Below are 18,970 nucleotides of genomic sequence, written 5' to 3' on the forward strand. Positions count from 1 at the left end.
GCCTCCTGGAGGAAACAGCGCTATGAGCAAGTACGCGATCGTCGGCATCTCCTGCCTGTTCCCCGGGGCGGAGACTCCCGACGCGTTCTGGAGGAACCTGCGCGACGGCGTGGACAGCCGCACCGAGGGCGGCCCGGACGTCTTCGGCCCGGCCCCCGACCCCCGCCTCGCGGACCCGGAGCACGCCATCACCTGTGTGCGCGGCGGCTTCGTCACCGGCTTCGAGTTCGACCCGACCGGCTACCGGCTCCGCCCGGAGGATCTGACCCGCCTGGACCGCGTCTTCCACTGGTCCCTGCACACCGCCCGCGAGGCCCTGCGCGACAGCGGCCACGCGGACCGCCCCGAACTCCTCGCCCGCACCGGCCTGGTGGTCGGCGACTACTCCTTCCCCACCCCGGCCTCGGCCCGCATCAGCCTGCCCCTGGTCCACGAGGCGGTCCTGGACGGCGTACGGCGCTCCGGTCATCCGGCGCCGGCTCCGGCCGCGCTCCTCGACCCGGCCGCCGTGCACCCGGCGGACGCCCGGGTGAGCGGCGCGCCCGCCCGGATCGCGGCCGCCGCCCTCGGCCTCGGCGGCCCCCGCTACGCCCTGGACGCGGCCTGCTCCTCGGCCCTGTACGCGCTGAAGCTGGCCTGCGACCACCTGGCGGCGGGCCAGGCCGACCTGGTGCTGGCGGGCGGGGTCTGCGCCCCCGACCCGACCCTCATCCACCTCTCCTTCTCCGACCTGCACGCCTACCCGGAGAACGGGATCAGCCAGCCCTTCGACGCCCGCTCCACCGGCATCCTCACCGGCCAGGGCGCGGGCATGGTCGCGGTACGGCGGCTCGCGGACGCGCTGGCGGACGGCGACCGGATCTACGCGGTCGTCGACGGCATCGGCCTGTCCAACGACGGCGCCGGCCGCCACCTGCTGGTCCCGAACCCGTCCGGTCAGCGCGCGTCGTACGAACTCGCCTACGCCCGGGCCGGGTTCGGCCCCGGCGAGGTGGACTACCTGGAGTGCCATGCCACCGGCACACCGGTCGGCGACGGCACGGAGGCCGAGTCGGTGACCGCCTGGTTCGGCGCGCGCGGCGGCACGGTGCCGCCGCTGGGCTCGGTGAAGGGCAACCTCGGCCATCTGCTGACGGTGGCGGGGCTGAGCAGTCTGCTGAAGGTGATCCTGGCGATGGGCCACGGCGAACTGCCGCCGACCATCGGCATCGCCGAACCCCTCACCGACGCCCTTCCGTTGGTCCGGGAGGCCCGCTCCTGGCCGGACGGGGGTCCGGGTCCGCGCCGGGCCGCGGTCTCCGCGTTCGGCTTCGGCGGTACGAACGCGCACGTGGTCCTCTCCCAACAGGCCGGCGAGGAAGGGGAGCCCGAGCCGGCCGTGCCGCCCGCCCTGGACATCGTCGGCCTCGGCGCCCACTTCGGCACCCTCGACTCGGCCGCTGCCTTCGAACGCGCCCTGCACGACGGCACCGACGCCTTCCGGCCGCTCCCCGAGCACCGCTGGCGCGGCCTGGAGGAGACCGCGGGCGGCACCCTGGAGCGGGCCGGCCTCGACCGGACCCGGCTGCCCGAGGGCGGTTTCGTCGACCGGATCGAGCTGGACCCCGCCGACCACCGCATCCCCCCGGCCGACCTGCGCAACTACAACCTCCAGCACGCCCTGATGTCCAAGGTCGCCGACGAGGCGCTGCGCGACGCCGGGTACGACCGGACCGTGCCGCCGGGCGCGAAGGCACCCGAGGCGCGCCGGGTCGCGGTCGTGGTGGCGATGGAGATCGAGCCGAGCGCCCATCTGCACCTGGCCCGGCACGGCATCGGCGACTTCCTGCAACGGGCTTATGCCGAGGCCGGGTTGGAACTGCCCGGTGACCTCGCGCAGGCGGCCCGGGAGGCGATCCACCGGCCGATCGTCGCCAACGAGGTGCTCAGCTACATCGGCAACATCATGGCCAGCCGGATCTCCTCCCTCTGGAACCTGACCGGCCCGTCCTTCACCGTCTCCTCCGACGGGGCGGGCGCCGCCGAGGCGCTCCAGATCGCCCAGCTCCTGCTGCTGGACGAGACCGTGGAGGCCGTGCTGGTCGGCGCGGTCGACCTGGCCGGCTCGCCCGAGAGCCTGCTGCTGCGCGGCACGGCGCCGGTCGCGGGCGCGGGCCTGACCTTCGGCGACGGGCAGCGCGGCGTCCGGATCGGCGAGGGCGCGGGCGCGGTCGTGGTGACCCGCCCGGAAGCCCGGCGGGCCCAGCGGGTCTATGCGCGCGTCGACTCCGTCGCCGTACGGCACTCCCCTCCCGTCGACGGCCTGCTGCCGGAGGCCGACGCGGACGCCCTAGCGGAGGCCGCGGGGCAGGCACTGGCCGCCGCCGGGATCGGCGCCGGCGACATCGGCTACCTGGAGGCGCACGCGGGCGGTACGGCGGTACGGGACGCGGCCGAGGTGGACGCCCTGGCCCGGGTCTACCCCGCCGGTTCGGGCACCGTGGCCCTCGGCAGCGCGAAGGCGCAGGTCGGCGACACGGTGGGCGCCTCCGGTCTGGCCGGGCTGTTGCGGGCGGTGCTGTGCCTGCACCACGGCTACCTGCCCGGCGTACCGGGCTGGCGCCGGCCCGCGCCGGAGCTGGCGGAACGGCTCGCGGCGACCGCGCTGCATGTGCCGGACGCCTCCCGGCCCTGGCTCCGCACCGACAACGCGCGGCGCCGGTACGCCGCCGTGAACGTGATCGGTTCCGACGGCGCCCACGGCCATCTGGTGCTGTCCGCCGAGAGCACCCGCGGCGACGTCGTCCCCTCCGACTGGCGGCGGGCCGGCGCTCCGGCGCTGCTGCCGCTGGGCGCGGCGGACATCGAGGGGCTGCTGGCCGAGGTCGCGCGCCACACGGAGCTGCTGGGCGCGGGCGCCGACCCGTACCGGCTGGGCCGGGCGGCCGCCGAGCGGCTGCCGGGCAGTGCCCTGCGGGTGGTCCTGGTCGGCCGCGACCGCGAACAGCTGCTCCAGCAGCTGGAGTTGGCATCCCGCAGCCTGCGGGATGCCAACACCGAGGGCGTGGAGTGGACCACCCCTGCGGGAAGTAGCTTCGCACCCCGCCCGATCGGCCCGGACGGCAAGGTGGCCCTGGTGTACCCGGGTGCCTTCAACTCCTATCCCGCGCTGGGCCGCGACCTGTTCCGCATCTTCCCGTCCCTCCTCGGCGGCTTCGAGTCGGAGGCGGGCGACCCGGACCGGATGTTCCGTGCCGCCCAGCTGTACCCGCGGACGCAAACCGCCCTGGACCGCCGGGACTTGATGCGCCTTGAGGGCGAACTCGGCGAGGACGTCCCGTTCATGCTCGCCACCGGCACCACCTTCGCGATCCTCTACACGGACCTCGTCCGCGAGCGGCTCGGCGTCACGGCGCACGGCGCGTTCGGCTACAGCCTCGGCGAGTCCAGCATGCTCTTCGCCACCGGCGGCTGGCAGCGGTCCGCCCGCCGCGACGACCGGATCAGCGCCACCCCGCTGTTCCGGGACCGGCTGACCGGCCCCCGGCGCACGGTCCGCGAGCTGTGGAACCTGCCCGACGACACCCCGGACGACGCGGTGTGGGGCAGCTTCGTCCTCCTGGAGTCCGCGGAGCGCATCACCGAGGCCCTGGCCCGTCACGACCGGGTCTTCCTCACCCACGTCAACACTCCCACCGAGGCGGTCGTCGCGGGCGACCCGGCCCAGTGCCGGGCGCTGATCGAGGAGTTGGGCTGCCCGTCGGCCCGCTCCCCGGTCGGCTCCGTGATGCACTGCCCGGCGGTGGACGACGAGTTGGCCGGCCTGGCCGAGCTCAACGACCATCCGACGGGTTCCGTGGGCGGCCTGGAGCTGTTCAGCGCCTACGACTACCAGCCCGTCGGCGACCTCGACTCGGCGGAGGTGGCCCGGCGCATCGCCCGGACCCTGCGCTCCACCATCGACTTCCCGAAGCTCGTGCGGACCGCCTACGACCGGGGTTTCCGCTACTTCGTCGAGACCGGACCGGGGGCCACCTGCACGCGCTGGGTGCACGACACCCTCGGCGACGCCACGCACGTCGCGATGCCGGTGGACCGCCGGGGAGTGCCCGCCGCCCGCTCCGTCGCCCAGCTCGCCGCCCGGCTGGTCGCCCACGGCCTGCCGCTCGACCTGGCAGGGCTGCTCGGCCCCGACCCGGTGGCCACCGGGCGCACCGCGCTGCTGCGCGTCCCGGTCGGCGGCGGCCCGTCCATCCCGGCCGGGGTCGCCGAGCGTGCGAGGCCCGCCGCGCCTGCCCCCGCCCCCGCTTCTGCCCAGGGCGCCCGTGCGGAAGAACGCGCGCCGTCCGTCCGTACGGCCGTACCGGCACCGGTGGCCGCCCCCGTCGACGCCGAGGACGCGCGCCCCGCCCCCGTGGCCGCCGTCTCGCTGGAGGTAACCGACCTGATGCCCGCCGACCCGACGCTCGAAGACACCGAGGTCATCACCTTCGACGGCGAACCCCTCGCGTTCCTGCCCTGGGCGGAACGGACAGAGCAAACAGAGGTGCCTGCGCGGCCCGAGGCACCCCGGCCGCGGCCGGCCACGGCCTCGCACCCCGTCGCCGCGGCCGGCGGCTCCGCCGCCGACCTCCTGCGTGACATCCGGCAGCAGATGGTGGCCACGCACTCGGTGGTCATGGAGACCCAGCGCGTGCTCCAGGAACACACGCTCACCCGGATGGAAGCGCTGCTGGACACCGGCGCACCGGCCCCCGCACCGCCCCGGCCGGTCGGGCCCGTGGTCGCCGAGCCCGCAACCGTCGGGGCGGTGGTCGTCGGGCCGGTGGTCGTCGAGCCCACGGCCGTGCTGCCGCCCGCCGAACCCGCCGCCGAGCGCCCCGCGCTGCCGCCCGCCGCCCCGCGCACCCCGGGCGTCATCTGGGACGAGCAGCAGCTCCTCGCCTTCGCCACCGGCTGCCTGGCCGACGTCTTCGGCCCCGAGTTCGCCGAGATAGACGGCCACACCAAGCGCGTCCGGCTGCCCGCACCGCCGTACCACTTCGTCACCCGCGTCACCGCCCTCCAGGCCGAGACCGGCGTGTACGAGCCGTCCTTCATCCGCACCGAGTACGACGTGCCCGAGGACGCCTGGTACGCGGTGGACGGCGGGGTGCCGCCGGCCGTCGCCATCGAGGCCGGGCAGTGCGACCTCCTGCTGATCAGTTACCTGGGGATCGACTTCCGCAACAAGGGCGAGCGCGTCTACCGGCTGCTCGACAGCAAGCTGGTCTTCCACGGCGACCTGCCGCGCACCGGCCAGACCCTGCGCTACGACATCTCCATCAACCGGTTCGTCCGCCAGGGCGACACGACCCTCTTCTTCTTCAGCTACCTCTGCTACGCCGACGGCGAGCTGATCCTCGAACTCAAGGACGCCTGCGCCGGGTTCTTCTCCGCGGCGGAGCTGGCCACCCCGCTCGGCGTGGTCATCACGGAGAAGGAGAAGCAGCGGCGGGCGGCGCTGACGAAGACCTGGTTCAAGCCGCTGGCGGACACGGACCGGAACCATCTCACCGCGGCCGACCTGGAGTTGCTCGCCGAGGGGAAGCCGGGCGAGGTCTTCGGACCGCACCACGCCCAGGACCCCGGCCTCAATCCGGCCCTGCGGCTGCCCGACGCCCGGCTGCGCATGGTCGACGAGATCCGCATCGACCGCACCGGCGGTCCGCGCGGGCTCGGCGCGATCACCGCGTACAAGCGTCCGGAGCCGGACGCCTGGTACTTCGAGTGCCACTTCCCGGACGACCCGGTGCTGGCCGGCTCGATGGTCGCGGAGGGCGCGGTGCAGACCCTCCAGGCCTACCTCCTCCACCAGGGCATGCACCTGGTGCTGCCGGACGCCCGCTTCCAGACCATCATCGGCCTGGAGACCGAGGTCCAGGTGCGCGGCCAGATCACCCCGGAGCACCGGGAGATCCGGTACGAGATCGAGGTCATGGAGCTGACGCTGCTGCCGCGGCCGTCCGTGATCGCGGACATCCTGGTGTACCTCGGCGACAAGCCGGTGATCCGGATGCGGAACTTCGGCATCCAGGTCCGGGAGAAGGACGGCACCCCGTACCGCCCGCCGCTCGGCGGTGTCCCCGAGTTCCTCGGCCGCCGCAACCGCTCCGGCGAGCCCGCGATGATCAACGAACTGCACCTGGCGCACGCCGCGAAGGGCGACCTGGGTACGGCGATGGGCCCGGAGTTCGACGTCTACCGCGACAGCCGGGCGCCGTACATCCCCAACGGGGACTTCCAGTTCGTCGACCGCATCATGCACCTCAAGGGCACGCGTGGTGAGTTGAAGCCCGGCGCGGAGATGGTCACTGAGTACGACTCCCCCGCCGACGCCTGGTACTACGGCGCGAACTCCCACCCGCACATGCCCAACTGCGTCTACATGGAGACGTCGTTGCAGGCGGCGATCCTGCTCGGCTACTACCTGGGCGCCACCCTCAAGCAGCCGGAGACCCAGTACTCCATCCGCAACCTCGACGGCAGCGCGACGCTGGTCAAGGACGTGGACCTGCGGGGCAAGACCATCCGGCACCACTCCACGCTCCTGATGACCAGCGCGGTCTCGGGCGCTGTGCTCCAGAACTTCCGCTACGAACTCTCCGCCGACGGCGAGGTGTTCTACACCGGCGAGTCCCTCTTCGGTTACTTCAGCGAGGCCGCGCTCGCCCACCAGGTGGGCCTCGACAGCGGCACGTACGTCGCGCCCTGGATCGAGCAGGAGAAGCCGGAGAATGTCCGCCGCATCGAACTCCCGGACGACGCCCCGCAGTTCAGCGGCGAGCTGCGCCTCCCCGCCGGCCACTTCCACCTCGTCGACCACGTCGACCTGGTCGAGGACGGCGGCCGGCACGGCAGGGGATACCTCCACGGCAAGCGCGCGGTCCGGCCCGACGAGTGGTACTTCGACTGCCACTTCCACCGCGACCCGGTGATGCCCGGCTCGCTCGGTGTGGAGGCGATCCTCCAGGCGATGCGCCTGTACGTGCTGGAGCAGGGCCTGGCGGACGGTATCGAGCGCCCCCGGTTCGCGCTCGGCACCGGCATCGCCATGAGCTGGAAGTACCGGGGCCAGATCCTGCGCCACGACGGCGAGCTCAGCTTCGACGTGCACGTCAAGGAGGTCCGCCGGGACGGCGACCGGCTCGTCGTGATCGCCGACGCCGACCTGTGGAAGCCGGGCCTGCGCATCTACGAACTCACCGACGTGGCCATCGAGGTCCGTCCCGACGACACCCACGCCTGATGCTCCGAGGAGACGTCCGAGTCATGCACGCCCAGCCCACTCCGCTGCACTGGCAGGGAGCGAGCGCCCCGCACACCGACCCGGCGAGCATCTACGAGGCCCTGGCCGCCCTCGACCGCCCCTGTTTCGTGGTCCGCACCCCGCACGGCATCGGGGCGGCGGCCGGCGGCACCGCCACGGCGGACCCGCAGGGCCTGCCCCTGCTGGCCGCCGCCGCTCCGCTGCCGCCCCGCACCCTCGGCTCGCCCGCGTTCCTGGCCGCGCACGGCGTCCGGCACGCGTACATGGCCGGCGCGATGGCCGGCGGCATCGCCTCCGCCGACCTGGTGATCGCGCTGGCCCGCGAGGGCTTCCTCGCCTCCTACGGCGCGGCCGGACTGCTCCCGGAGACCATCGCGAAGGCGCTCACCCGCTTCGCGCGGGAGATCCCCGGTCTGCCGTACGCCGTCAACCTGATCCACAGCCCGAGCGAGGAGCGCCTGGAGCGTGAGGCGGTGGAGCTGTTCCTGCGTCACGGGGTGCGGTGCGTGGAGGCATCGGCCTTCATGAGCCTCAGCCCGCACGTGGTGCGCTACCGTCTGGCCGGCCTGCGCCGCGAGCCTTCGGGTGCGGTCGTGGCCGACCACCGCCTGATCGCGAAGATCTCCCGCCCGGAGACCGCCGAGCGCTTCATGCGCCCCGCGCCCGCCGCGCTGATCACCACCCTGCTCCAGCAGGGCCTGATCACCGCCGAGCAGGCGGACCTGGCCAAGTACGTGCCGATGGCCGACGACATCACGGTCGAGGGCGACTCCGGCGGCCACACCGACCGCCGCCCGCTCCCGGCGCTTCTCCCGACGATCCTGCGGCTGCGCGACACGGTCCAGCACGAGCACCGCTACCCGGTGCCCATCCGGGTGGGCGCGGCCGGCGGCCTGGGCTGCCCCGCCTCGGTCGCGGGCGCCTTCGCGATGGGCGCCGCGTACGTGGTGACCGGGTCGGTCAACCAGTCCTGTGTGGAGTCCGGCGCGTCGAAGGCCACCAAGGCGCTGCTCGGCGACGCCGGCATCGCGGACTGCGAGATGGCGCCGGCGGCCGACATGTTCGAGATGGGCGTGGAACTCCAGGTGCTGAAGAAGGGCACCCTGTTCCCGATGCGCGCCAAGCGCCTGTACGAGCTGTACCAGGCGTACGACGGTCTGGAGGCCCTCCCGGCGGCCGAGCGCACCAAGCTGGAGACGCAGGTCTTCCGCCGTCCGCTGGAGGACGTCTGGCAGGAGTGCGTCGGCTACTTCACCCGCCGCGACCCCGAGCAGCTGGCCCGCGCCGCCGGAAACCCGAAGCGGCGGATGGCGCTGGTCTTCCGCTGGTACCTGGGTATGGCCTCCCGCTGGTCCACGACCGGCGACCCGGACCGCGTCCTCGACTACCAGGTGTGGTGCGGCCCGGCCATGGGCGCCTTCAACGACTGGGTCACCGCCAGCTACCTCAAGGCTCCCGGCAACCGCCGCGTGGCGGACGTCGCCCACCACCTGATGCGCGGCGCGGCCTTCCACACCCGCCTGGCCCAGCTGCGCGTCGCGGGCGTCCGCATCCCGTCCTCGGCGGCGGACTACCGCCCGGTCCCGCTGGAATCCCCCGCGCTGGAGGGCGCCCGATGACCCCCGACGATCTGGAGCGCCTGCTCGGCGACCCCCACGACACCGCCAACCCCCACGGCTTCGCGGCGGCCGTCGCCCGCGACGAACAGGACGCGTTCCCCGAGGAGTTGTGCGCGAAGCTGCGCGAGGCCGGCTTCCACCTCAACTACCTGCCCCGCGAGTGGGGCGGCCGCTTCGAGTCCTTCGACCGCAGCATGCTCCTGGTCCGTACGGCCGCCCGCCGGGACCTCAACGTCATGCCCGGCACGATGTTCGGCATCACCGCCGCCACCTGCCTCGCCCTGCACGGCTCGCCCGAGCAGCGCAAGCGGGCGGCGGAGATCCTCACCGAGGGCGGCGCGATCGGCTTCGCCCTCTCCGAGGCGCGGCACGGCAGCGACCTGCTGGCGAACACGGCCCGCCTCGAACCCACTGCCGACGGCTGGGCGTTGACGGGCGAGAAGTGGCTGGTCGGCCTGGGCCACCGCTGCGAGGCGGCCTACGTGGTCGCCAGGACGGGTGAGCGCGGCCCGGCCGCCTTCTCGGCGGTCTTCGTCGACCTCACCACCGCGGCGGACGGCCTGGACCGAGGCCCCCTGGTCCCGGCCGCCGGCATGCGCGGCATCGACTTCGCCGACCTGCGCTTCGACCGCTTCCCGGTCCCGCGCGAGGCCCTGGTGGGCCGGGAGGGCGAGGCGCTGGAGTCGGTGATGAAGGCGCAGCAGGTGGTCCGCGTGATGAGCATGGCGGGCAGCCTGGGCATCGCCGACACGGCGCTCCGCCAGACGCTGGACTTCGCGGCGGACCGAAGGGTGGGGCGGACGACAGTTCTGCGATCCCCTTACCCCAGGCGCGAGTTGGCCATCGCGTCGGCGGCCCTGCTGGCGGCGGATGCCACGGCGCTGGCGGCGTCGCGAGGCATCCACGTGGTCCCCGAGACCTTCAGCGTCTGGGGCTGCGCGGCGAAGCACGTGGTGGCGGAGAGCACGGACGACCTACTACGCCGCTGTGGTGGGGTGCTGGCATCGCATGCGGTGCTCCGAGACGGCTTGTTCCAGAAGCTCCAACGAGACGCGGCAGTCGTACGAGTGGTGGACACCAGCCCCCTGGCGAACCTCCGCTCTTTCGCAAGTCAACTGCAGCAAACCCTCTTCAGGGGCGCGGGGCTGAATCAATCAGCGGCTCCGCCGCGGGGCGCGACCAGCCCCCACGCACCCGCAGCCAAGGAACACATCCGAACCATCTTCAACCTCGAAGAACCGCTCCCTCCCTACGCCCCCGACCGTCTCGACCTGAACGCCCGCGGCTACGACCCGGTGACCATCGCACTCCCTCTCATCGCCCCCGAAGCCCTCGCCAGGCTCACGACCGCGGCCGACCACCCCACCGCCGAACTCGTCACCCGACTCGTCACCGCCGTCGGCGGTCTCCCGGCGGAGCTGGCGAACGCCGACCGGGACACCGGCCTCATAGACATGGCCGACCGCTTCACCTGGCTCCACGCGGCAGCGTCCTGCCTCCACCTCTGGTGGGCCAACGAATCGAACCCCTTCTTCACCACCGGCTGGCTGCAAGCCACCCTCGCCCACCTCCTCGCCAGAGCGACCGGCACCGATCCCCGCCGGGCGGGCGACGCCCAACTCCCCGCCCTCGACATCACCACCGACCTGCACGACCACGACCAGCTCTTCAGCGCCCTCCCCGTCCACCTCGCCTGACCGTCGGAGACACCCCGTGCCGAAGAAGGACCTCACAGAACTCGCGGTCCGGCTGGAGAACCACCTCGGCGATCCACACGACCCCGCGAGCCGGATGCCGTACGCGAAAGTCCTGGAGTACGACGAACGGGAGGACTACCCCTACGAGTTCGTCAACCTGCTCCAACGCTGGGGCGCCCTGGACCACTCCCTGCCCCGTGCCCAGGGCGGCAAGGCCGGCGACGTGGAGGTCGGATTCAACCTGATGCGGCTGATCGCCCGCCGTGACCCGACCACCGCCACCGCGTTCATCATCACCAGTCTCAGCTTCATGCCCGCCTGGGTGGCCGGCACCGACGAGCAGAAGCGGGCCCTCGTCCAGACGGTCCAGCAGGGCACCCGCTATGCCTGGGGCCTGTCCGAGCGCAACCACGGCAGTGATCTCACCGCCAACGAGATGACCGCCGAGAAGACCTTCGGCGGCTACCTGCTCACCGGCGAGAAGTGGCTGATCGGCAACGGCCGGGTCGCCGACGGCCTGAGCATCCACGCCCGCACCGACCCGCGCGGCGGCCCCGCCGGCTACTCCGTGTTCGTGCTGGACAAGCGCCGTACGCCCGCCGGTGCGGTGGACGAGCTGCCGCGGGAGCGGATGCACGGGCTGCGCGGCCTCGACATGAGCGGTTTCCGGCTGGACCGCGTCTTCGTGCCCGACTCGGCCCTCGTCGGCCGGGAGGGGCAGGGCCTGGAGATCGCGCTCAAGACCTCGCAGACGGCGCGTGCGCTGATCAGCGGGATCGCGCTGTCGGCGGTCGACACGGGCCTCAGGGTGACGCTCGACTTCACCGAGGGACGGCAGGTGTTCGGCCGTACCGTCAGCGACATCCCGTACTCCCGGCGGCAGTTGACGGAGTGCTTCGCGGACCTGATGGTGGCGGACGCGATCAGTCTGGGCGCGGTCCGGGCGCTCCAGGTCGTGCCCGAGCAGACCAGTGTGTGGTCGTCGGTGGTGAAGTACTTCGTGCCGACGCTGCTGGAGCGGACGTTCGCCCAGCTCAACGTGGTCCTCGGAGCGCGCTTCTATCTCCGGGACCACCCCCACTACGCCATCCACCAGAAGATGATGCGCGACCTGCCGGTGGCGAACTTCGCCGACGGCAACACGGTGGTGAACCTGAAGAACATCGCCCTTCAGCTGGAGGGACTCCTCGCCGCCGGGCCGAGCGCGGCAGCCGAGGAGCGGGCGGCCGTGCTCTTCGGCATCGACCGGGAGCTGCCGCTGTACCGCCCGTGGGACCAGGAGTTGTTCAGCCGGGGCCAGGACGACGCGCTGCGGGCCGCGCCCGCCGCACTCGCCCGGCTTCGCGGTCTGGCCCGGGAGGGCGACGAGAAGGCCTGGCTGGAGCGGTCCGCGGCGGTCGCCGCCGAACTCCTCGCGCACGGCGACTCGTTGCGCGAGCGGACGGCGCAGCTGAAGTCCGCGCTCGGCCGCGAGTACGGCCAGTCGGCCGAACTCTTCGACCTGGCCAAGGAGTACTGCCTGCTGCACGCCACCGCCGCCTGCCTGCACACGTACGTCCACTCGGCGGCCGCCCTCGACGACCCGCTGCCCAGCGGCGCCCTGCTGCTGCTTCAACTGGAGCGGCTCCGGCGCCACTTGAGGCCGCACGAGACCGTCACGGACGCGGCCGTGGTCGACGACGTGATGCGGGTGCTGCGCCGGCTGCACCAGGAGGACCGGCTGTTCTCGTACTGGCAGTTCCCGCTCGCCGAGCGCGGTGGGCTGCCCGCGGCCCGCCGCTGAGATGTCCGACCGTCACCTGTGGCTGCTGCCCGAGGCGGCCGCCGACACGTTCATCGCGCGGCTGGGCGGGACGGCTCTGCTCTCCGGCGAGGAGCGGGCGCGCTGCGAGCGCGCGCTCTCGCAGCAGTTGCGGCGGCGCCGGCTGGCCGCCCGGCTGCTGGCCCGGCACGCGCTGGCCGAGCGGTCCGGCCGGCCGCCCGCCGCGTGGCGGTTCCGCACCACCGGGGACGGCCGTCCGGAGCCGGAGCCGGCCCATGACGGGCTGCGGTTCAACCTGACCCACACGGACGGCCTGATCGCCTGTGTGGTGACCGACACCGGCCGCGCCTGCGGGGTGGACGCCGAGCCGTCGCCGGCGGGTGCGGACGCGCTCGCGCACCTGCCCCGGTTCTTCGCCCCCGCCGAGCGGGCGGAGCTGGCACGGGCGCCGCGGGAGGAGCGGGCGGCCCTGGTCGCCGCGTACTGGGTGCTCAAGGAGGCATACCTGAAGGCGCTCGGCACCGGACTGCGCCGCGAGCTGTCCGGCATCGCCTTCACCCATCCGGCCGCCGCCCCGCACATCGCCGTGCACGACTCCGAACTGATCGCCCGGTACTGGCACTTCGACCTGGTCCATCCGACCCCGGGTCACGTGCTGGCCGTGGCCAGCGAGCGGTCCCGTCCCGACGGCCTGACCACCACCGTCCTGTCCTGCTGAAGCCCGTCCGGCTGAAGCCTGTCCTGCCGAAGCCCGTCCTGCCGAAGCCTGTCCTGTTGAAGAGCGAGGAGCACCGATGTCCGTCAAGCCCAGCATCGCCGTCGTGGGCGGTGGAGTGGCCGGCCTCTCCGCCGCCTACGCGCTGCGCGAGCACGCCCAGATCACCCTGTTCGAACGCGAGGACCGGTTCGGCGGCCACGCCAACTCGGTGGAGGTCGAGGACGCCGGCCGCGTCCTGGGCATCGACACCGCGTTCGTCGTCTTCAACCGGCCCGCCTATCCCAACCTTTCGGCGTTCTTCGAGGAGTTGGAGGTACCGGGCAAACAACTCCTCAGCGGTTTCAACTTCTTCGACCTCAGCAACGGTCTGCAGTACGGCAGCGAGGAGATGGACCTGCCGGAGGAGGAGGTCCGGGCCCGCTACCCGGAGTACTTCCAGACCATCTGGCGGGAGGCGCGGCGGTTCCACGAGGAGGGCCGGCACGACTTCTTCCGCAAGCTCACCGACATGCCGATGGGCGAGTACCTGGACCGGGGCGGCTACAGCGAGGAGTTCCGGTACGGCTACTTCATCCTGCTGTGCAGCGCGGTGTGGTCGGTGCCGGCCGAGCTGATCTGGGAGATGCCGGCCACCACCGTCATCGCGTTCTTCATGGCGCACGACGAGAGCGGCCTCGGCGGCCGCCGGGTCGACTGGCGGACCGTGGAGGGGGGTTCGATCTCGTACGTGCGCAAGGTGCTCGCCGCGATCGATCCGAAGACGCGGCTGTCGGAGCCGGTCGTCGGCGTCCGCCAGGAGCCGGACGGGGTCGTGATCCGCACCGGGAACGGCGCGGAGCGCTTCGACCACGCCGTGCTCGCCACCCACGCCGACGTGACCCGCTCGCTCCTTGAGAACCCGACCCCGGCCCAGCGCGACCTGCTGGCGCCGCTGCGCTACAACGCGTCCACGGTGATCCTGCACACCGACCCGTCCGTGATGCCGGCCGGCCGGGACCGCTGGGAGGCCTGGAACTACGGCAAGGTGACCGTCGACGGGCGACCGCGCACCTACGTGGCGTACTACATGAACAAGCTGCACGGCTTCGAGTCGGCGACGGACTACTTCGTCACCCTGGACTACCCGCTGGAGGTCGACGAGGCGGCCGTCATCCGGCGGTTCCACTACGAGCACCCGATGATCGACATGGCGATGCGCACCGCCCAGCAGACCATCTACGCGGTCAACGAGGGCCCTCGGGTGAAGCTGTGCGGCTCCTACTTCCACTCCAAGCAGCAGTACTGGGACCAGATCGGCTCCCACGAGGCCGCGTTCTCCTCCGGCAAGGAGGCGGCGGCCCAGCTGCTGCGGGAGTTCGGCGCCTAGCTACGGCGTGTGCCGGTGTGCCGACTCGTTCTCCTGGGCCATGCGGCGCAGCGCCATCAGCGCGGGCTCCAGGAGGACGGTCAGCAGCAGGGCGCGCTCGGCGGCCTCCAACGGGTCGTCGATGCCGTCGAGCTGGTCGAGGTCGAGGGCCGCGGTGCGTTCGGCGAGGCGGGCGTACGGCAGGAGGGTGTGCCAGTCCAGGGGGACGCCGAGCGAGCGGAGCGAGGTGATGGTCTCGGCGAGGGTGGCGCGGTCGGGTGCGTTCTGGTGCACCTTCCAGCCCAACTCCTTGACCAGCGCGTCCACTTCGGCGGTCTCGGGGGCGGCCTCGGCCGTGTCGGCGGGCAGCCGGATCGTGCCCAGGGCGAGGCCGAGGAGCCGGTGGGTGTCGCCGTCGTGCTCGCCGAGCGCGTCCAGGACCTCGCGGGTGGCGCTGACCGAGAGGCCGCGGACGCCGGTCAGGGCGCGGATCAGCCGGAGCCGCCGCAGGTGCTGCTCGTCGTACTCGGCCTGGGTCGCGGCGGTCTGACGGCCCGTCGGGAGCAGGCCCTCGCGGAGGTAGTACTTGATCGTCGTGACGGAGACGCCGCTGCGGCGGCTCAGCTCGGACATGCGCATCGGGTTCGGCTCCGCTCTCGCGTCGGTATCGGCCCCGTTCCACCGGACGACACCTCGGCACTGGAAATTGGATACCCCTACTGTCTAACATGGATAGTAGAGGTATCCAATTTCTTCCCACGGGAGAAGGCCGCGCCATGCCCACCCTGCGCTGGACCACCGTCAACACCCCCGCACCCGACGCCGAGGCGTTCGTCATGGCGTCCCGCCTGGAGGTCCGCTCCCTCAAGGACATGCCCCGCTTCTTCGCCAAGTCGCTGGTGGCGTGGAAGCAGGTCACCGGGGCGCCCGGCGCGTACGGCGCCTCGCTGATCGCCGAACCCCTGAAGCGCACCTTCTGGACGCTGTCCGCCTGGGAGGACAAGGACGCCCTCTACCGGTACGCCCGGACCGAACCGCACAAGTCGGTGATGACCGGCCTGCGCCCCACGATGAAGGGCTCGGTCTTCACGTTCTGGCAGGTCCCGGCGGCCGAGCTGCCCATCGACTGGACGGACGCCCGGCGCCGGCTCGCCGAGCAGGAACGCGCCGACTCCTGAACCCCGCCCGCCCCGAGCCCCCATGAGCCCCTTCGCTAGGAGCCCTCTGCCATGACCCTGTCCGAAGAGAGCCCGGTCCTCGACGAGGAGCCGGCCGCCCAGGTCGCCGCCCCGGGGCGCCGGGTGCCGCTGTGGCTCGCGATCGTCGCGTGCAGCGTGCCGATGTTCATGGTCGCGCTCGACAACCTCGTCGTGTCGACCGCCCTGCACACCCTCGCCGTCGATCTGCAGGCGAACACCCAGGAACTCCAGTGGTTCGTCAACGCGTACGTGCTGAGCTTCGCCTGCCTGCTGATGACGGGCGCCGCGCTCGGTGACCGGTTCGGCCGCCGGACGGTGTTCGTCATCGGTGTCGCCGTGTTCACGCTGGCCTCCATCGGCTGCGGACTGTCCGACACCAGCGCCCAGTTGATCACCTTCCGGACGGTCCAGGGCTTCGGCGCGGCGGCCGTGATGCCGCTGTCGCTGACCCTGCTCTCGCAGGCGGTGCCGGAGAAGCTGCGCGGGCTGGCGCTGGGCGTCTGGTCCGGGGTGAGCGGGCTCGCCGTGGCCATGGGCCCGGTGGTCGGCGGCGCGGTGGTCGACGGGCTGGACTGGCGCTGGATCTTCTGGATCAACGTGCCGGTGTGCGTGGTCGCGATACCGCTGGTGCTGTTCGCCCTGAAGGAGAGCTCGCTGCCGGGCGTCCGCCTCGACCTGGTCGGCATGGTGCTGGCGGCGGCCGGGCTGTGCGCGGTGGTGTGGGCGATCGTGCACGGCGAGCCCGACGGCTGGACCTCCGCGAAGGTGCTGGGCGCGTTCGCGGGCGGCGCGGTGCTGCTCGCCGCGTTCGTGGTCTGGGAGTCCCGGACCGACGAGCCGATGCTGCCGCTCTCCTTCTACCGGGTGCGGGCCTTCACCCTCACCAACATCGTCTCGGCGACCATGTACTTCGGTGTCTTCGGCTCACTGTTCCTGCTCGCCCAGTACCTCCAGATCGTGCCCCCGCGCTCCCCCCTGGAGGCCGGTGTCCGCACCCTCGCCTGGACGCTGATGCCGATGTTCGTGGCCCCGGTGGCCGGTCTGATCACGGACAAGGTCGGCGGCGGCCGGCTGATGGCCCTCGGTCTCTTCCTGCAGGGCGTCGGCCTCGGCTGGATCAACCTGGTCGCCGGCACCGACACCGCTTACCCCTCGCTGGTCGGCCCGATGATCGTGGCCGGCATCGGCATGGGCTTCGTGTTCGCGCCGACGGCGGCGGTGGTCCTCGGCTCGGTGGCCAAGGAGCACGCGGGCAAGGCGTCCGGCGCCAACACCACCGTCCGCGAGATCGGCGGCGCGCTCGGCATCGCCGTCCTGAGCACGGTGTTCGTGACGTACGGCAGCACCGAGGGCCCGCAGCAGTTCGTCGACGGACTCCACCCGGCCGTCTGGGTCGGTGTCGCGGTGGTCTTCTTCGGCGCCCTGTGCGCGCTGGGGATCCCGCGCCGGCCGCGCCTGGTGGACGAGCAGGCCTGAGCCCCGCTCCGGGCGGAGGCACCCCGTCGGGGCGCCTCCGCCCATTTCGCGTTCAGCCGGCGATGATCTCCGCGAACCGCTCCGCGCCGACGTTGCCCCCGGACAGGACGACCCCGATCCGGCGCGGCAGCGGCGCCACTTGGTGGGCGAGCAGCGCGGCCAGGCCGCTGGCGCCGCTCGGCTCCAGGACGGTCTTCAGCCGCTCGAAGGCGAACCGCATCGCGTCCCGGATCTGGTCGTCGGAGACCAGCGAGATGTCGTCCACCAGGCGCTGGTTGACGGAGAAGGTCAGCTCGCCGGGGATGTCCGCGGCCTGGCCGTCGGCGATGGTGCGGGGTACCGGGATCGACACCCGGTGCCCCGCCGCCAGGGACCGCCGGGTGTCGTCGCCGGCCTCCGGCTCGACCCCGACGACCCGGATCCCGGGCAGCAGCCCCTTGGCCGCGGTGGCACTGCCCGCGATCAGCCCGCCGCCCCCGACGGGCACCACCAGGGCGTCCAGCTCGCCGACCTCCTCGATGAGTTCGAGAGCGGCCGTGCCCTGCCCCGCGATGACGTGCGGGTGCTCGTACGGCGGGATGAGCGCGAGCCCGCGTTCGGCGGCGAGGGCCTCGCCGATCGCGACCCGGTCGCCGGTGTAGCGGTCGTACGTCACGATCTCCGCGCCGTATCCGGCGGTCGCCTCCAGCTTGGCGCGCGGGGTGTCCTCGGGCATCACGATGACGGCGGTGGTGCCGAGTTCGCGGGCGGCGAGGGCGACGGCCTGGGCGTGGTTGCCGGAGGAGTAGGCGGCGATGCCCTGGGCGAGCTGCGCGGGCGACAGCCGGGACGCGGCGTTGTACGCGCCCCGGAACTTGAAGGCGCCGATGCGCTGGAGGTTCTCGCACTTCAGGAAGACCTCGGCACCGACCAGCTCGTCCAGGGTGCGCGAGCGCAGCACGGGGGTGCGGTGGGCGACTCCCTTGATCCGCGCCGCCGCGTCGTGCACGTCCTGGAGGGTGACGGGCGGGGTGTCGGGCATGTTCGTCCTCCGTTCCGGGCGCCGCGGGGCGCCGGTTGAGCGCCGGTTGAGCGGCCGACGGTCTGGAATTATTGTCTATCATCTGGACTGGAAGTCCAGACCCGATCCCGGCGGGGGCACCGATGACAGACGGACCGGCAGCAGCGAGCGGCACGGACGCGGCGCGGGCCGAGCAGGACGCGATCATCGCGGCGCTGTCCCCGGTCGTCGACGGGATCGTGGCGACCTTCGGCTCCTTCTGCGAGGCCGTCGTCCACGACTTCCGCCGCCCGGAACGCTCCGTCGTGGCCCTCGCCGGGTCGGTCACCGGCCGGGGTGTCGGCGGGTCGATGAGCGAGATCGGCATGAAGCTGCTGGCGGCCGGCGACGAGGCACGCGACGAACTGAACTACCTGACCCGCACCCGGGACGGGAAGCTGGTCAAGTCGTCCACGATGGTGCTGCGCGACTCGGGCGGTACGGCGTTCGGGGCGCTGTGCGTGAACCTCGACGTCACGGCCGTACACCAGGTACACGCGCTGGTCGGCGGCCTCGCCGGGGTCACCGCCGCCCCCGAGGCACCGCCGACCACCACCTTCGGCGACGACATCAGCGCCGTCCTGGACTCGATCGTCGACGCCCGCCAGCTCCGCCGACCCAAGCCCTGGCCCCAACTCACCCGCGAGGAAAGGCTGGAGCTGTTCCGGGACCTCGACCGGCAGGGCGTCTTCGCGGTGCGCGGCGCGGTCCAGCAGGTCGCCGGGCGCCTCGGCATCTCCCGGGCCTCCGCCTACACCTACCTGGCCGCGGCACGCACCGGCTGACCAACCGAACGTTCACACGCACCGGCTGACCGGCCGGGCGTT

11 protein-coding genes are annotated in these 18,970 nt (G+C 72.6%); 9 read left to right on the plus strand and 2 right to left on the minus strand.

Translation table 11 applies throughout. From position 1 onward, the window contains the following. The first annotated feature begins 22 nt into the window (after positions 1-22). The 6 genes from ABT137_RS22180 to ABT137_RS22205 all read left to right on the plus strand — a co-directional run bounded on the left by ABT137_RS22180 (position 23) and on the right by ABT137_RS22205 (position 14,450). Positions 23-7,267 carry a beta-ketoacyl synthase N-terminal-like domain-containing protein gene (locus ABT137_RS22180; RefSeq protein WP_351711415.1) on the plus strand — a complete coding sequence of 2,415 codons (7,245 nt, stop codon included), beginning with the start codon at positions 23-25 and terminating at the stop codon, positions 7,265-7,267. 23 nt (positions 7,268-7,290) lie between these two features. Continuing rightward, on the plus strand, positions 7,291-8,907 hold the full coding sequence (locus ABT137_RS22185) for a PfaD family polyunsaturated fatty acid/polyketide biosynthesis protein (protein WP_351711417.1): 1,617 nt from the start codon (positions 7,291-7,293) through the stop codon (positions 8,905-8,907). Further along, a complete protein-coding gene (locus tag ABT137_RS22190) occupies positions 8,904-10,604 on the plus strand; it encodes an acyl-CoA dehydrogenase family protein (RefSeq protein WP_351711419.1) in 1,701 nt (566 codons plus the stop codon). Before ABT137_RS22185 ends, ABT137_RS22190 begins: the two co-directional genes overlap by 4 nt. 16 nt (positions 10,605-10,620) lie before the next feature. Continuing rightward, on the plus strand, positions 10,621-12,387 hold the full coding sequence (locus ABT137_RS22195; protein ID WP_351711421.1) for an acyl-CoA dehydrogenase family protein: 1,767 nt from the start codon (positions 10,621-10,623) through the stop codon (positions 12,385-12,387). Between the two features lies 1 nt (position 12,388). Continuing rightward, on the plus strand, positions 12,389-13,084 hold the full coding sequence (locus ABT137_RS22200; RefSeq protein WP_351711423.1) for a 4'-phosphopantetheinyl transferase family protein: 696 nt from the start codon (positions 12,389-12,391) through the stop codon (positions 13,082-13,084). A gap of 76 nt (positions 13,085-13,160) precedes the next feature. Then, entirely contained in the window at positions 13,161-14,450 is a 1,290-nt protein-coding gene (locus ABT137_RS22205; RefSeq protein WP_351711425.1) for an NAD(P)/FAD-dependent oxidoreductase, read from the plus strand. Here the strand turns inward: ABT137_RS22205 and ABT137_RS22210 are convergent, their stop codons facing one another. Then, a complete protein-coding gene (locus ABT137_RS22210; RefSeq protein ID WP_351711427.1) occupies positions 14,451-15,068 on the minus strand; it encodes a MerR family transcriptional regulator in 618 nt (205 codons plus the stop codon). Positions 15,069-15,205: 137 nt separating this feature from the next. Between ABT137_RS22210 and ABT137_RS22215 the strand changes: the two genes are divergently transcribed. Beyond that, on the plus strand, positions 15,206-15,607 hold the full coding sequence (locus ABT137_RS22215; RefSeq protein WP_351711429.1) for a DUF3291 domain-containing protein: 402 nt from the start codon (positions 15,206-15,208) through the stop codon (positions 15,605-15,607). Positions 15,608-15,658: 51 nt separating this feature from the next. Then, positions 15,659-17,104 (plus strand): MFS transporter, encoded by a 1,446-nt coding sequence (locus ABT137_RS22220; protein ID WP_351711431.1) that lies wholly within the window; start codon positions 15,659-15,661, stop codon positions 17,102-17,104. A gap of 52 nt (positions 17,105-17,156) precedes the next feature. Here ABT137_RS22220 and ABT137_RS22225 read toward each other — a convergent pair whose 3' ends face one another. Further along, positions 17,157-18,125: a threo-3-hydroxy-L-aspartate ammonia-lyase gene (locus ABT137_RS22225; RefSeq protein ID WP_351711433.1), complete on the minus strand. Its 969-nt coding sequence runs from the start codon at positions 18,123-18,125 to the stop codon at positions 17,157-17,159. A gap of 122 nt (positions 18,126-18,247) precedes the next feature. On the opposite strand from ABT137_RS22225, the gene ABT137_RS22230 reads away from it, so the two are divergent. Then, complete coding sequence (locus ABT137_RS22230; RefSeq protein WP_351711435.1) at positions 18,248-18,928, plus strand: helix-turn-helix transcriptional regulator; 681 nt, start codon at positions 18,248-18,250, stop codon at positions 18,926-18,928. Positions 18,929-18,970 lie beyond the last annotated feature (42 nt).

It is taken from the genome of Streptomyces sp. NPDC001980, assembly GCF_040296885.1.
GTDB lineage: Bacteria > Actinomycetota > Actinomycetes > Streptomycetales > Streptomycetaceae > Streptomyces.